Genomic DNA, 15,602 nt, shown 5'->3' on the forward strand with positions numbered 1-15,602 from the left:
AACAGGCAAATAGGCCTAGAGTAAAGGATTGACCTTATGAAAAAGTTTTTTGATGAAGTATTTTCGATTGTAATTTCTGTCGTTATTGCACTGGTTATTTTCTGGGTAGTCAGAACATATTTATTTTATCCATTTAGAGTTGATGGTGATTCTATGGCAAATACAATGATCGATGGGGACCGGTTTGTTCTTAGTTTAACCGATGAGATTGACCAATCTGATATCGTTGTCTTTCCGGCACCAGATGGCTCTGGAGATGAATATGTTAAACGGATTATTGGGGTTCCTGGTGACACAGTAACCTATAAAGATGATGTGTTATACATTAATGATGAAGCAATTGATGAACCTTATTTAGACGCTATTAAAGAAGATTATTTTGAACGATTCCCTGAAGATACAACTTTCACTAATGACTTCACCCTTGAAGAAATAACTGGCGAAACAACTGTTCCAGAGGGTAAATACTTCGTTTTAGGTGACAACCGAGAAGTATCTCATGACTCACGTTACTTTGGTTTCATTGATGCTGATAGCGTAGAGGGAACCACGCATTTTAGATATTGGCCATTAGCTGACTTTGGTAGTGTTCAATAAGAGATAAAATAATAAAAAGTTGGCGTTATTTGCCAACTTTTTTACATGAAAGGAGCTTAACTATGGCACATATTCAATGGTATCCTGGCCATATGGCTAAGGCAAAAAAAGAGGTTCAGAGTCAACTAAGTGCAGTTGATATTGTATTGGAAATTAGGGATGCACGTATACCGACTGCTAGTATGAACCCAATGCTAGACGAAATTATTAAAAGTAAACGGCATATGATTGTTTTAAACAAAAAAGATTTGGCAGACCCATTGCAAACGAAAGATTGGGTTAAAGCTTTAAGTGGCGAAAATAAAATGGCTATTGCGATTGATGCAAAAAAAATGAGTGATATGAAATTATTCCGTCAATCTTTAAAAGAGTTCACCCAAGATATTCAACAAAAATGGCGTAATAAAGGTATTTTACATAAGTCTATCCGCGTAATGGTGGTTGGGATTCCAAATGTTGGTAAATCAACCTTTATCAACCAGTTTACGAAGCAAAAAAAGGCTCAAGTAGGGAATAAACCTGGAGTAACCAAGGGACAACAATGGATAAAAATAGATAAAGATTTTGAGCTATTAGATACACCTGGTATTCTATGGCCAAAATTTGAGGATCAAGAAGTCGCAAACAAACTAGCACTCACTGGTGGGATCAAGGATACCCACTTTTACAAAGATGATGTGGCACTATTTGCCTTAGAATTCTTCTTACACTATTATCCGGATGCCATCAGTAGCCATTATCCAATTAAATATGAAGATGTGCACCCACCGTATCCTGAACTTTTGATGGATCTAACTAAAAGTATGGGCATGTTAGAAGATTATGATAGAGCAGCTGACAAAATTATTCGCGACTTTAGAGAAGGTAAATTAGGGCGCATGACTTTAGATCGAATTGAAGAAGGCAACATCCTAAGAAACGAAGAGGTTAGGGATTAAATGAAGAATGATGAAAAGATGCTATTTGAACTAGCTGATTTAGCCAATTTAAAAATTAGTGAAATTCAAGCTTATTTAACCTCTAGTGATGTTGACCCTAACTATGTTAAAGCACTAAGAAATGATAGTCGTAAAGGCGTGCAAAATGCCTTATTAAGGTATGATAAAGCCCTTCAAAAACAGGAAGCAATTCTCGATCAAATTGAAAAACTTAAAGTTAGAGAAAATGAACTCCGTCAACAAGGCTACCAATTCATCGCTGGGGTGGATGAAGTAGGAAGGGGACCTTTAGCTGGTCCTGTTGTCGCAAGTGCTGTTATTTTGCCTGCTGACATGCCGGCAGTTTATTTCAATGACTCTAAACAATTGTCGCACGCAAAACGTCAATCCTTAATAGCGGATATTGAAAAATATGCTATAGCAAAAACAATTGGCATTCAATCAGCTGAGGAAATTGATCAAACTAATATTTTAATGGCAACAAAGCAAGCGATGTTATCTGCACTAGATCAGTTATCACCATCTCCAGACTATGTTTTAATTGATGCGGTATACTTAAATGATTACCATCAGGCGCCACAAGAAGCGATTGTAAAAGGCGATGCAACAGTATACACTATTGCTGCCGCATCCATTTATGCTAAAGAATACCGTGATAAGCTGATGGCAAAATATGCAGATCTCTATCCGGGTTATGGGTTTGAAGCCAATGCTGGATACGGCACAAAACAACATCTTGAGGGTTTAGAGAAATATGGACCAAGCCCCATTCACCGAAAAACATTTGCCCCTGTTAAAAATTACCTATAATTTACTTGGATTAATTTCGCCACCTCTACGTATATACATATAAAGGGGTGGTTTTTTGTTATTTGAAATTGAAAATCCTTATATTGATCTGATGCTTAAGAATGAAGAAGATATTTTAGCAATGATTGAATCAATGTTAGTCTATGCCTTTGAATCTGGTATATTTTCTTATAAAGAATTGGCTACTATTATCCATGCACAAGTAACAACAATTGAGCAGTTAGAAAGACATATTTATGAGTATGTAGATCAAAAAAAGATACAAGCTTGGCAACGGTTTAAGCAAAAGTATTCACTTGCTTATTTTAGGGACTTATATCGTCGCTATAATATTCATCCGGTCACCATACTTAACCCACACTCATATCCAAAACCATTACTTCAAACTTATCAACCGAATTTGGTTTTATTTTGTCAAGGAAACTTGCCCATTTTTCAAAAATCTAGCATTTCAGTTGTTGGATCAAGAAATATGTCTACTTATGGAAAAATAGCAATTGAACAACTAATACCAGAATTAAGCGAAACAAGAGTAATTGTATCTGGGCTAGCTAAAGGTGTAGATGTCTATAGCCACCAAGTCGCTATGAAAAATGGAGAAACAATCGCAGTAATCGGTACTGGATTACTAACCGTTTATCCTAGTGAACACCATAACATCCAACAGTACATAGGACGGCATCATTTATTAGTTTCTCCTTTACCCAATCATGCTAAAATTCAACGTTGGCATTTTCCTTATCGTAATTTAGTGATTGCAGGTCTAAGTCAGGCTACTATTGTTGTTGAAGCAGCGGAAAAATCAGGCTCTCTCATCACTGCAAATTATGCTTTACAAGAAAATCGCCAAGTTTTTGCTGTTCCAGGTGCTATCAATCATTCCTTATCGTCAGGGTGTAACCAATTAATTTATGACGGTGCAACCCCAGCATTACAGGCTTCAGAAATTCTTCATGACTTATCTAATAGTATATAAAAAATAAAATTTCTGAATCAAATTCATTTTCTTCTATTATAAAACTAATATTTATCGCTTGCTTATTTTATCTTTAGGTTATATATTCATTTGTAGCAATTTATTTTCATATTTGACAAATGCTATTAGAGTAGCATAATATGTAAATCGATTTAGAAATGGATATCAGAAAGGAGCTTGTCGTTGGCATATAAATATTTAGTAATCGTAGAATCTCCGACGAAAGCCAAAACTATAGATAAGTACTTAGGCAGAAATTATAAAGTAGTAGCCAGCAAAGGGCACTTACGTGATTTACCTAAATCGCGTATGGGTATTGATGTTGAAAATAACTATGAGCCTGACTATATAAACATCCGTGGTAAAGGCGACTTAATTAAAGAATTACGTAAAGATGCAAAGAAAGCAGAAAAAGTTTTCCTTGCAAGTGACCCGGACCGCGAAGGGGAAGCAATTGCCTTCCATTTAGCCCACATCTTAGGTTTAAATGCTAAAGATCCAATTCGTGTGACCTACAATGAGGTAACCAAAGAAGCTGTTAAAGAAGCGATTGCAAATCCGCGTCCAATTAATATGGATTTAGTTGACGCACAGCAAGCGCGTAGAATCTTAGATCGATTAGTAGGGTATAATTTGTCACCTATGCTATGGAAGAAAGTGAAGAAAGGTTTATCCGCTGGTCGGGTACAATCTGTCGCTTTACATATGATTATTAACCGAGAGAATGAAATTCGTGCTTTTAAGCCTGAAGAATATTGGACAATTGAAGGTTCTTTTATTAAAAATCGGAAAACCTTTAAAGCCAATGCATCTAAATTTAAAGGTAAAAAGCTAGATTTAAAAAATGAAGATGATGTTAAAGCATTTATGGCCGAAATCAAGAGCCAAGACTTTACAGTGGAGAATGTGACGGAAAAAGAACGTAAACGTAATCCACAAAAGCCTTTTACCACATCATCCATGCAACAAGAAGCTGCAAAGAAATTGAACTTCCGTACTCGTAAAACGATGATGGTTGCTCAGCAACTGTATGAAGGGATTAAGTTGGGTAGCGGTGCCCCAGTAGGATTGATTACGTATATGCGAACAGACTCTACTCGTATCTCTGATTCTGCTAAAGCCAGTGCCAAATCTTATATTACGGATACTTTTGGAAAAGAATATTTAGGATATCAATCAACAAACAAGCAAACTCAAGGTGCTCAAGATGCCCATGAGGCCATTCGTCCGTCAGCAGCAGACCGTACACCTGATTCAATTAAAGATTACTTGTCTCGTGATCAATTCCGCTTATATTCACTCATTTGGTCACGGTTCATGGCTAGCCAAATGGCACCAGCAGTCTATGACACAGTATCTGCAGATCTAGTACAAAATCAAGCGACTTTTAGAGCGAATGGGTCAAAAATTAAGTTTGAAGGTTATCAAAAAGTCTATACAGAAGCGAACAATAAAGATAATATCTTACCTGAATTAGTAAACGGTGAGACTGTGAAATCTAAAGATTTAGAACCAAATCAACATTTCACACAACCACCTGCTCGCTATACAGAGGCTTCTTTAATTAAAAAACTTGAAGAAGACGGTGTTGGCCGTCCATCTACCTATTCACCAACAATTGAAACATTAATCAAACGCTATTATGTTAAATTAGAAGCTAAACGCTTTGAACCAACTGAGCTTGGTGAAATTGTCGATAAAATGATCGCTGAATTCTTCCCTAAAATCGTAGATACATCTTTTACCGCCGACTTAGAAAAAGAATTAGATGACATCGAAACAGATCAAAAAGAATGGGTTGAAGTGATTGACGCCTTCTTTAAACCATTTCACAAAGATCTTGAAAAAGCTGAAGCTGAGATGGAAAAAATTGAAATTAAAGATGAGCCAGCTGGTTTTAAATGCCCAGTTGATGGTGGTGAAATGGTGATTAAAATGGGGCGTTATGGGAAATTCTATGCTTGTGCAAACTTCCCAGAATGTCGTCATACAGAAGCCATCGTAAAAGAAATAGGCGTAACTTGTCCTAAATGTCATGAAGGTCAAGTTGTTGAACGTAAATCGAAGAAAAACCGTATCTTCTATGGCTGTTCTCGTTACCCAGACTGTGATTTTACAGACTGGAATAAACCTGTAGCCCGTAATTGTCCAAAATGTGATCATTACTTGGTTGAGAAGAAAATTCGTGGTGGTAAACAAATTGTTTGTCCAAACGGCGATTATGAAGAAAACGTTCAAAAAGGTGAAGCAGCAGAAGACTAATTTACCTGAATACTTGAAAAAAATTAAGCAAAATTTGAAAACATCCTTTTTATTATGGTACATTAAAACCATTAATAGAGAGGGTGTTTTTTAATGCCGGCAACAAATGTTAAGGATTTATTTAGGGACTATTTGACGCATGAAAGACAATATTCCGTCGATACGATAAAAGCATATTTAGCTGATTTAGAAAACTTTGAGACTTTTATAAAAGAGGCTGGAATCCCTGAGTATGATCAAGTTACCTACCGTGATATTCGGATTTATTTAGGCAACTTACAACGTGCAAATTTATCCAGAAAATCTATTTCTCGTCATTTATCAAGTTTGCGATCAGCATATAATTTGCTACTCGATCGCGGTTACATCAGTGAAAATCCTTTTAATTACGTAAAAACTGCTAAACATGGTCTTAAATTACCTGATTTTTTCTATGAATCAGAAATTCAAACGCTGTTCAACTCCGTACAAGGTTCTGATCCCATTTCACTTAGAAATAAAGCATTACTAGAATTTCTATATGGGACTGGTGCTCGTGTGAGTGAAGTAAGAGATCTTACCATAGGACAAATAGACCTAAACGCAGATATCGTGTTGTTACACGGTAAAGGGCAGAAAGATAGATATGTCCCCATCGGTTCTTTTTGTCACGATGCCCTAGTCGAATATTTAGAAAATGGTAGAAAACAGCTGATGACTAAAGGCAATTTGAACGAAGAAGAACATGCGTTCGTATTTGTTAATTACAGAGGGGAACAATTAACCAGTCAAGGAATTGCTTATATTTTAGATCAAATTGTTAAAAAATCTGCCACTACTTTGTCTATTCATCCTCACAAACTACGTCATTCTTTTGCTACACACTTACTCAATAACGGGGCGGATATTCGAACAGTGCAAGAGCTACTAGGTCATGCAAGCCTATCAACTACACAGATTTATACGCACTTATCAAAAGAGAAACTAAGAGATAGTTACTTACAATTTCATCCGCACGCTAAGTTGACAAAAGAGCGTCTCCAGGATTAGACTGATTAATCTGGAAACGCTCTTTAGCATTAAAAAATGAAGTTAAATTAAGCAAAAGTAGTTTTAAATAACTTTAGTTATGCTTATTTTTTCTTATGTTTGTTTAAACCAAAAGGTACTTTAGATTCTGTTCCTTGACGAATACGTTTAATATTATCTTTATGACGTATAACAACAAGTGCTAGGACTAAAGCAGTCACTAAGGTTAAGACCCAATCTTGATAAAGCAAACTTAAAATGGTTGCGAATGCAATTGCAAAAATACTGGAGAAACTTACCATACTTGTGACAAATAAAGATACGAAGAATGATGCGATAGAAATCAATGCAAATAATGGATGGTATGCTAATACAACACCAAAGGAAGTTGCGACAGCTTTTCCTCCCTTAAATTTTAAGAATAGCGGAAAAGAGTGACCAATAATAGCCATGCCACCAAATAATAGCGGATGTAAACCGGGTTGTAGCCAATTAGCTAATAATACAGGGATTGCACCTTTTATCATATCGCAGATAAAGACTAATATTCCCCCAGTGGTACCAAAAGCACGGAAGGCGTTTGTTGTTCCAATATTTCCGGAGCCAAATTGGCGAATATCTTTTTTATAAAGGAGTTTGCCGACAACTAATCCAAAGGGAATTGATCCTAATAGATAAGCGACAACAAGTAATAGAATCGTTAACATATTTTAATTCCTTTCAATTTATCTGTAGGGTTCTTATATTATATCATTAATTCGAACGAATAAAGATACCATTTGGCAAATCCGCAGTTTTAATATATGATGAAAAAGATTGAAAGTGGGGTAAATAATTTGGCCAAACCAACAAAGCAAAATAATAAATCAACTTATGATGAAAGTTCGATCCAGGTATTAGAGGGCTTGGAAGCTGTTAGAAAACGTCCTGGTATGTATATCGGATCAACTGATGCACGCGGTTTACACCATTTAGTGTATGAGATTGTCGATAACTCGATTGATGAAGCCCTGAGTGGTTATGCTGACCACATCACAGTGACACTTGCCAAGGATGGATCGGCAATAATTGCCGATAATGGTCGGGGAATGCCGATTGGTAAGCATACCAGTGGTAAACCAACAGTAGAAGTTATCTTAACTGTTTTACATGCTGGTGGTAAATTTGGTGGTTCAGGTTATAAAACATCAGGGGGCCTTCATGGTGTAGGATCTTCTGTAGTAAATGCCTTATCAAGCAAATTTATTGCTACCGTCCATCGTGATGGAAAGGAATACTATCAAGAATTTACAAATGGCGGTAAACCTAGCAAACCTAAAACAAAAGCTTTTAAGACAAAAAATACGGGGACTAAAATTCAATTTTATCCGGATGCAGAAATCTTCGGTAATATTAAATTTGACCCAAATACAATTCGAGAACATTTACGTGAATCTGCTTTCTTATTGAAGAACTTACGTATCGACTTCATTGATGAAGAGAATGAAACTGAAGAAACTTTCCATTACGAGGAAGGTATAAAGGCTTTCGTAGACTACTTGAACGAAGATAAAGATGTTTTACATGATGTGGTCTTTTTCCAAGGGGTAGAGAACGAGATTGAAATAGAATTAGCCTTTCAATATAACGATGGTTACTCTGAAACTGTTCTGTCATTCGTAAATAACGTCAGAACTGCTGATGGTGGTAGTCATGAATCCGGTATGCGGACTGGTTTAACAAAGTCATTTAACGAGTATGCCCGTAAAGTAGACTTACTGAAAGCAAAAGAAAAAAATCTTGAGGGGTCTGATGTGAGAGAAGGTTATACAGCCGTCTTATCGTTACGAGTACCTGAAGAAATTTTACAATTTGAAGGACAAACGAAGTCTAAGTTAGGTACACCACAAGCTCGTTCAGCTTCTGATAAGATGATATCTGAAAATTTAGCTGTTTATTTAATTGAAAATGGAGAAACTGCTCAAATGCTTGTCCGTAAAGCTTTAAAAGCACGTGAGGCAAGAGACGCTGCGCGTAAAGCAAGAGAAGCTTCACGTGGTGCCAAAGGTAAACGTAAGGAAGTGTTACTTTCTGGTAAACTTACACCCGCTCAAGGTCGTAATGCGAAAAAGAATGAACTTTTCTTAGTTGAGGGGGATTCTGCCGGTGGTTCTGCTAAACAAGGCCGTGACCGTAAATTCCAAGCAATCTTACCCCTACGCGGTAAAGTATTAAATACGGAAAAAGCAAGTATTCAAGATATTTTAAAAAATGAAGAATTAAATACGATTATTTATACTATTGGTGCAGGCGTAGGTGCTGAGTTTGAAGTTGAAGATGCTAACTACGATAAAGTCATCATCATGACCGATGCAGATACCGATGGGGCACATATCCAGGTGCTATTGCTTACCTTCTTTTTCCGTTATATGAAACCTCTAGTTGAAGCTGGAAAAGTTTATTTGGCTATGCCACCTTTATACAAAGTCTCTAAGGGCAAAGGGAAAAATGAGGTGATTGAATATGCATGGACTGATGAAGAATTAAAAGCTGTGACAGATAAGGTTGGGAAAGGTTATATCCTACAACGGTATAAAGGTTTAGGTGAGATGAATGCCGAACAGTTGTGGGAAACGACAATGGATCCAGAAACACGTACTTTAGTGCGCGTATCGATTGATGACTTATCTTTAGCTGAAAAACGCGTATCTGTTTTAATGGGGAATAAGGTAGAACCGCGTCGTAAGTGGATTGAGGAAAATGTAGCATTTACAATGGACGAGGAAGATACTTTATTAGAGAATGCCTCAGATACAGAGCATAGCGACAAAGAGGAAGTTGTTGAAATTTTAGAAAATCAAGCGCATATACATTCAAATGGGCATCCAGATAATATAGCTGGGGAACAAATTAATTTATTTGATGAAGATGGTGATTATTAATGGTTGAAATTCAAAAATTAACATTAGAAGAGGTTATGGGAGACCGATTTGGACGATATTCTAAATATATCATTCAAGATCGAGCCCTACCTGACATTCGAGATGGATTAAAACCCGTACAACGTCGCATCTTATTCGCAATGTTTCAAGAAGGAAATACATCTTCTTCAAACTTCCGTAAATCCGCAAAAACGGTTGGTAACGTAATTGGTAACTATCACCCACATGGGGATTCATCTGTATATGAAGCTATGGTCCGGATGTCTCAAGACTGGAAGAACCGAGAAGTGCTAGTTGAAATGCATGGAAATAATGGATCAATGGACGGAGATTCTGCAGCTGCCATGCGTTATACGGAAGCCCGTCTATCTAAAATCGCTGATGAACTATTACGTGATTTAGATAAAGATACCATTGAAATGATCCTTAACTTTGATGATACAGCTGAGGAACCTACCGTACTGCCCGCAGGTTTCCCAAATTTACTCGTAAATGGAGCAACTGGGATCTCAGCTGGTTATGCAACTGAAATTCCACCACATAATCTTGGTGAAATTATCGATGCCACAACTTATTTAATCGATCATCCAAATGCAAGTGTCGACAAGCTTATGGACCTTGTTCCTGGGCCTGATTTTCCAACTGGTGCAATCATTCAAGGAAAAGATGAATTAAAGAAAGCTTATACTACAGGTCGAGGTAAAGTAGTTGTTCGTTCAAAACACCATATCGAAACCGAACGTAGCGGTAAAGAGAAAATTGTGATTACAGAAATTCCTTATGAGGTAAATAAAGCCAATCTAGTTCGACGAATGGATGAATTACGATTAAATCGCTCTATTGACGGTATCCAAGAAGTCCGTGATGAAACTGACCGTAACGGACTACAAATTGTTATAGAATTAAAAAAAGATGCTAGTGCAGAAGCTATTCTTAACTATTTCTATAAAAATTCAGATTTACAAATTAACTATAACTTCAATATGGTCGCAATAAACGATCAGCGTCCAGAACTAGTCGGCATTAAAGAAGCACTAACTGCATATATTGGTCATCGTTATGAAATTATTCGGCGTCGTACAACATTTGATTTGAATAAGGCACAACGACGCTTACATATTGTTGATGGCTTAATGAAAGCTATGTCGATTCTAGATCAAGTGATTAAGACAATTCGTAATTCTAAAAATAAAGCAGATTCAAAACAAAATTTAGTTGAGGCTTTTAATTTTTCAGAAACACAAGCAGAAGCAATTGTCAATTTACAATTGTATCGTTTAACCAATACAGATGTGACCGCCTTGGAAAATGAGCGTCTACAATTAAATGAAGATATCGCATCTTACCAAGCAATCCTATCTGACGATAAGGTTCTATATGGCCGAATGAAATCAGAATTAAAAACAATCAAAAAAGCTTATGCATCAAAACGTCGAACTGAAATTCAAGATGAAATTCAGGAAGTAGTCGTTAAGAAACAATTGCTAATTCCTGAAGAGGATGTGGTGGTTGTCGTTACACGTGGTGGTTATATTAAGCGGTCTAGTATACGATCATTTAAAGCTTCCGGTGTTGAAGAAGTTGGTTTAAGAGATGGAGATCATGTTCAATTCCTAGAGAAAATGACCACCTTAGACCAATTAGTCTTTATTACCAATAAAGGTAACTACATTTTCCAACCAGTATACGAATTACAAGATATTCGTTGGAAAGACTTAGGTGAGCACGTTTCGCAAAGAATTACATTTGCAAGCAATGAATCTATTATTGGTGTATTTAAATATGACGAAAATAGCAAAGATAAATTATTGCTCGCTTCATCAGCTGGTATGATTAAACAAACAGCTTTAGCTGAATTTAAAGAGTTCCGTGGCCATAAAAATAAATCTTCCTTGGCGATGAACTTGTCTGGTGATACCGACCAAGTCGTTGGGGTGTATCGAATTAGTAACGAAACTAACCAAGATCAAGCTCAAGTGATTTTAATTACCCACTTTGGTTTCACCTTGAGATATAGTATCGATGAAATTTCAATTATCGGTGCGCGAGCTAAAGGTGTTAAGTCAATCAATCTAAAACAAGATGATTATGTGGTTGGTCTATCTTATGCAGCCATTCCAGATGATAATTTACAGTTGATGATGGTGACACAAAGAGGACATATGAAACGATTGAAATGGGCAGAGATTAATCTACTTGGTCGTGCAAAACGTGGCTTAGTAGCGCTTAAAGAACTCAAATCAAACCCACATCGTTTCGTTAATACTTTTGAAGTGAAGGATACCAAGCAATCGTTTGAAATTGTCACGAATCAGTCTTATCGAGAACTTTTTAGAACGGGTGATGTCCCAATTGCTAATCGATATTCTAATGGATCAATGCTGGTAGACGAGAAAGAAAACGGTCAGATAAATGCGGTTACACCACTTATCGACTTCACATCTTTTGATCCTGAAAAACAAATTTTTAATTAAGAAAACAACGCCTGCCAAATTTATATTGTTTTGGCGGGCGTTTTGTTATAGGCTAAATTTATAAAAAACGATAATTACTTAACTTAGTATTGATAACTAGATATTAATAGCATTCTTCGCTATAATGAAAGAGATAAACATTTGTTCAATTTTCTTATGACATAGAAAGTGGAGAAATGATAAAGGAGAGTTTTATGGAAGAAGTAGTCATTGTTGCAGCTAAACGTTCTGCAATTGGAAAATTTGGTGGCCAATTCAAGGATATTTCAGCTGTCGATTTAGGTGTAGAAGTATTAAAAGCAACATTAGCATCAATTCAATTAGATCCAACAAAAGTGGAACAAGTATTTTTAGGAAATGTTTTAAGTGCTGGTCTGGGGCAAAATGTTGCGCGTCAAGTAGCTTTAAAATCTGGTTTATCTAACGAATCAACCGCAGTTACGATTAATCAAGTCTGTGGGTCAGGATTGCGAACAGTTATGATGGGCGCACAAGCCATCATGTTAGGTGATGCTGAAATCGTAGTAGCAGGGGGTACTGAAAACATGACCCGAGCACCATACATTATTGATTCTGCACGTTGGGGTCAACGTATGGGCAATGGAGAAATCATTGATACCATGCAACGTGATGGATTAACAGATGCCTTTTCTAACGATGCTATGGGAATTACAGCTGAAAATATTGCTGAACGTTATGGCATTTCTAGAGAAGCTCAAGATGAATTTGCAGCAGCTAGTCAAATCAAAGCTATAGCAGCAAAAGAAGCTAACCGTTTTGCTGAGGAAATCGTTCCAGTAACTATCCAACAAAAAAATTGTAGTCAAGTTATAACAGAGGATGAGGGTCCGCGCACAGGTATTACACCGAAACGATTAGGCAAGTTGCAACCAGTATTTAAAGAGGATGGTACAGTTACGGCAGGAAATTCTTCTGGTATAAACGATGGTGCAGCAATGCTTGTATTAATGTCTAAAAGCAAAGCTGATGAATTAGGTTTAAAACCAATGGTATCTATTGCATCATATGCAACTGGAGGAGTGGATCCTTCAATTATGGGAACCGGTCCAATTCCAACAACTTTAAAAGCCCTGGACAAAGCAAATATTACAGTAGATGATTTAGACCTAATTGAGGCGAATGAAGCATTTGCTTCGCAAGCACTTTGCGTTACTACCAGCTTAGAATTGCCTGCAGATAAGGTTAATGTAAACGGTGGTGCGATTGCCTTAGGTCACCCAATCGGTGCATCTGGCGCTCGCATTTTAGTTTCGCTGATTCATGAAATGCAAAAACGTCAATCTGTATATGGCTTAGCTACATTATGTGTTGGCGGCGGTCAAGGTGTGTCGTTAATCGTCAAACAATCCATTTAAAAATATTCTTTAAGCACATGATTTGGACTTAAATTTATACATGTTAAACTATAAGTAACCATTATTAATTTGGAGGGAGCAATTTTATGACTATTCCAAGCTACACTGCCCACGACGGGACACAAGTACCGCAGATTGGTTTTGGTACCTATAAGCTGAAAGGTTTTAATGGTGTTGATGCTATTCAATCAGCTCTAGAAGTGGGGTATCGCTACTTAGATTCAGCTTATAATTATGAAAATGAAGCAACTGTAGGGGAAGCTATCCGTCGTTCAAGTATTGCAAGAGAAGATATTCAAGTAGCTTCAAAATTACCTGGTCGTTATCATAAATTTGATGATGCCTTAGTGACAATCCAAGAGTCATTATTACGCGCTAACTTAGACTATTATGACTTTTACTTGATTCATTGGCCTAATCCAAAAGAAGACCATTACGTGGAAGCCTGGCAAGCACTCATTGAAGCTCAAAAACGTGGATATGTAAAACATCTTGGTGTAAGTAATTTCTTACCAGACCATATCGACCGTATCGAACGTGAAACAGGTGTACTACCAGTAGTCAACCAAGTAGAAATGCATCCTTATTTCCAACAAAAAGAACAAAGAGCCTATCATGAAGAAAAGGGTATTATTACCCAATCTTGGTCACCATTTGTTCGTGCCAATGAAAAAATTGATAAGTCTATTCTTGAAAATGAAGAAATTAAAGCAGTGGGCGATAAATATGGTAAAACAGCTGGCCAAACAATCCTACGTTGGCAGACGCAAATGGGGGCCATGCCAATCCCTAAATCTAGTAAGAAAACACGTCAAATTGAAAACTTAGACTTCTTTGACTTCAAGTTAGATGAAGAAGATTTAGCAGTATTTGATCGCTTAGACAAAGTGAATGGTCGTGCAGCGAATCAAGATCCGGCTGTATATCAAGAATTTTAATAAAGTCTATTTTAATTTGATATTTTATTTATAAGAGGAGTTTTTCGTTTTTTTCGAAAAATTCCTTTTTTCAATTTAATCTATGTTAAACTATCAGTATCATTTCATTCAAAAAGGAGCAATAAACGTGAATAAAATTTTAGTTTTCGGTCATCAAAACCCAGATACAGATGCTATTACCTCTGCTATCTCATATACATATTTATTAAACCAACAAGGAATTGAAGCAGAAGCTGTTGCCTTAGGGAAAGTTAACGAAGAAACGGCATACGCTTTAAAAGAGTTTGGTCAAGATGCACCACGAGTGATTGAATCCATTGGTTCACAAACAGACACGGTTGCTTTAGTCGACCATAATGAATCGCAACAATCTGTTAGTGATTTAGCTGAAGTTCAAGTGCACTCTGTTGTAGATCATCATAAAATTGGCGACTTCACTAGTGCCTCTCCATTAACTTTTATTGCAAAACCATATGGCTGTTCTCAAACAATTATTTTTGAATTGTTCCAAGAAGCAGGTATTGAGATTCCAAAAGAGATTGCAGGTTTAATGCTATCTGCAATTATCTCTGATACTTTATTATTCAAATCACCAACTACTACAGAAATGGATAAAAAAGTTGGTTTAGCCTTAGCCGAAATCGCTGGTGTAGATGTTGAAAAATATGGTTTAGCTTTATTAAAATCAGGTACAAACGTAGATGCCAAATCTGCTAGCGAGATTGCAGACGGTGATGCAAAATCATTTGAAATGGCAGGGAAACCTGTACGTATTGGCCAAATCAATGTTGTAGACGTTAATGATGTCTTAAAACGTAAAGAAGAAGTCATTGCAGCGATGAAAGAATTAATAACAGCAAATGAGTATGCTGCATTCTTATTAGTAGTGACGAATATTTTAACAAGTGATTCAGAAGGTTTATTAGTAGGTTCTGATGATTTTGTGCAACATGTTGAACAAGCTTACGGCGGTCAAGTCATCGACAACCAGATTAACTTACCAGGTGTTGTATCGCGTAAGAAACAAGTAGTACCACCATTACAATCAACATTTTAATGGATGCTTTACTAAAAAATATGAAGTGCCTTTTGAACAATTTGTTTAGAAGGCATTTTGTGCATTTTTATCGCTAACTTTTATCGGTTCTATGATAAATAGTGTTGGTGGGAAATTCTTAGGAATTTCCGCCAGCACTATTTTTGGGTATACAAAAAGGCCATGAAATCCTAAAATAAAGTAAATCACCACAATATACTTGAAAGAAGGAAAATTCATGACCTATTCACCTATTATAAAACAAC

Annotated in this window: 12 protein-coding genes; 11 read left to right on the top strand and 1 reads right to left on the bottom strand. The window is 36.6% G+C overall.

Annotated features, from left to right (window positions below):
- The first annotated feature begins 36 nt into the window (after positions 1-36).
- From lepB to xerC, 6 genes are all read left to right on the top strand, one after another.
- Positions 37-597, top strand: a complete 561-nt coding sequence (lepB, locus tag CJ191_RS06250) for a signal peptidase I (RefSeq protein ID WP_102199301.1) — start codon at positions 37-39, stop codon at positions 595-597.
- Positions 598-659: 62 nt separating this feature from the next.
- Complete coding sequence (ylqF, locus tag CJ191_RS06255) at positions 660-1,535, top strand: ribosome biogenesis GTPase YlqF (RefSeq protein WP_102199302.1); 876 nt, start codon at positions 660-662, stop codon at positions 1,533-1,535.
- Positions 1,536-2,345, top strand: a complete 810-nt coding sequence (locus tag CJ191_RS06260) for a ribonuclease HII (RefSeq protein ID WP_102199303.1) — start codon at positions 1,536-1,538, stop codon at positions 2,343-2,345.
- A 55-nt stretch (positions 2,346-2,400) separates the two neighbouring features.
- Positions 2,401-3,321, top strand: coding sequence for a DNA-processing protein DprA (gene dprA / locus CJ191_RS06265; RefSeq protein ID WP_102199304.1), 921 nt, complete (start codon positions 2,401-2,403; stop codon positions 3,319-3,321).
- A 183-nt stretch (positions 3,322-3,504) separates the two neighbouring features.
- Positions 3,505-5,583 (top strand): type I DNA topoisomerase, encoded by a 2,079-nt coding sequence (topA, locus tag CJ191_RS06270; RefSeq protein WP_070467716.1) that lies wholly within the window; start codon positions 3,505-3,507, stop codon positions 5,581-5,583.
- Positions 5,584-5,676: 93 nt separating this feature from the next.
- Positions 5,677-6,612 (top strand): tyrosine recombinase XerC, encoded by a 936-nt coding sequence (xerC, locus tag CJ191_RS06275; RefSeq protein WP_070467715.1) that lies wholly within the window; start codon positions 5,677-5,679, stop codon positions 6,610-6,612.
- Positions 6,613-6,695: 83 nt separating this feature from the next.
- Here the strand turns inward: xerC and plsY are convergent, their stop codons facing one another.
- Positions 6,696-7,298, bottom strand: coding sequence for a glycerol-3-phosphate 1-O-acyltransferase PlsY (gene plsY / locus CJ191_RS06280; RefSeq protein ID WP_070467714.1), 603 nt, complete (start codon positions 7,296-7,298; stop codon positions 6,696-6,698).
- 96 nt (positions 7,299-7,394) lie between these two features.
- Between plsY and parE the strand changes: the two genes are divergently transcribed.
- The 5 genes from parE to CJ191_RS06305 all read left to right on the top strand — a co-directional run bounded on the left by parE (position 7,395) and on the right by CJ191_RS06305 (position 15,357).
- The gene (parE, locus tag CJ191_RS06285; protein ID WP_102199305.1) at positions 7,395-9,512 is read left to right on the top strand and encodes a DNA topoisomerase IV subunit B; all 2,118 of its coding nucleotides are present in this window, start codon (positions 7,395-7,397) and stop codon (positions 9,510-9,512) included.
- Positions 9,512-11,986 (top strand): DNA topoisomerase IV subunit A, encoded by a 2,475-nt coding sequence (gene parC, locus CJ191_RS06290; protein WP_102199306.1) that lies wholly within the window; start codon positions 9,512-9,514, stop codon positions 11,984-11,986. The genes parE and parC overlap by 1 nt, the downstream gene beginning before the upstream one ends.
- A gap of 194 nt (positions 11,987-12,180) precedes the next feature.
- Positions 12,181-13,362 carry an acetyl-CoA C-acetyltransferase gene (locus tag CJ191_RS06295; protein ID WP_102199307.1) on the top strand — a complete coding sequence of 394 codons (1,182 nt, stop codon included), beginning with the start codon at positions 12,181-12,183 and terminating at the stop codon, positions 13,360-13,362.
- Positions 13,363-13,448: 86 nt separating this feature from the next.
- The gene (locus CJ191_RS06300) at positions 13,449-14,300 is read left to right on the top strand and encodes an aldo/keto reductase (protein ID WP_102199308.1); all 852 of its coding nucleotides are present in this window, start codon (positions 13,449-13,451) and stop codon (positions 14,298-14,300) included.
- A 127-nt stretch (positions 14,301-14,427) separates the two neighbouring features.
- Positions 14,428-15,357 (top strand): manganese-dependent inorganic pyrophosphatase, encoded by a 930-nt coding sequence (locus tag CJ191_RS06305; RefSeq protein WP_070467709.1) that lies wholly within the window; start codon positions 14,428-14,430, stop codon positions 15,355-15,357.
- Positions 15,358-15,602: the final 245 nt, after the last annotated feature.

The organism is Aerococcus viridans, assembly GCF_002871935.1.
Lineage (GTDB): Bacteria > Bacillota > Bacilli > Lactobacillales > Aerococcaceae > Aerococcus > Aerococcus viridans_B.

Excerpts from the sequence above, each read along its gene's own strand:
- lepB (WP_102199301.1), top strand. The coding sequence starts at position 37 with ATGAAAAAGTTTTTTGATGAAGTATTTTCGATTGTAATTTCTGTCGTT.
- ylqF (WP_102199302.1), top strand. The coding sequence starts at position 660 with ATGGCACATATTCAATGGTATCCTGGCCATATGGCTAAGGCAAAAAAA.
- CJ191_RS06260 (WP_102199303.1), top strand. The coding sequence starts at position 1,536 with ATGAAGAATGATGAAAAGATGCTATTTGAACTAGCTGATTTAGCCAAT.
- xerC (WP_070467715.1), top strand. The coding sequence starts at position 5,677 with ATGCCGGCAACAAATGTTAAGGATTTATTTAGGGACTATTTGACGCAT.
- plsY (WP_070467714.1), bottom strand. The coding sequence starts at position 7,298 with ATGTTAACGATTCTATTACTTGTTGTCGCTTATCTATTAGGATCAATT.
- parE (WP_102199305.1), top strand. The coding sequence starts at position 7,395 with ATGATGAAAAAGATTGAAAGTGGGGTAAATAATTTGGCCAAACCAACA.
- parC (WP_102199306.1), top strand. The coding sequence starts at position 9,512 with ATGGTTGAAATTCAAAAATTAACATTAGAAGAGGTTATGGGAGACCGA.
- CJ191_RS06295 (WP_102199307.1), top strand. The coding sequence starts at position 12,181 with ATGGAAGAAGTAGTCATTGTTGCAGCTAAACGTTCTGCAATTGGAAAA.
- CJ191_RS06300 (WP_102199308.1), top strand. The coding sequence starts at position 13,449 with ATGACTATTCCAAGCTACACTGCCCACGACGGGACACAAGTACCGCAG.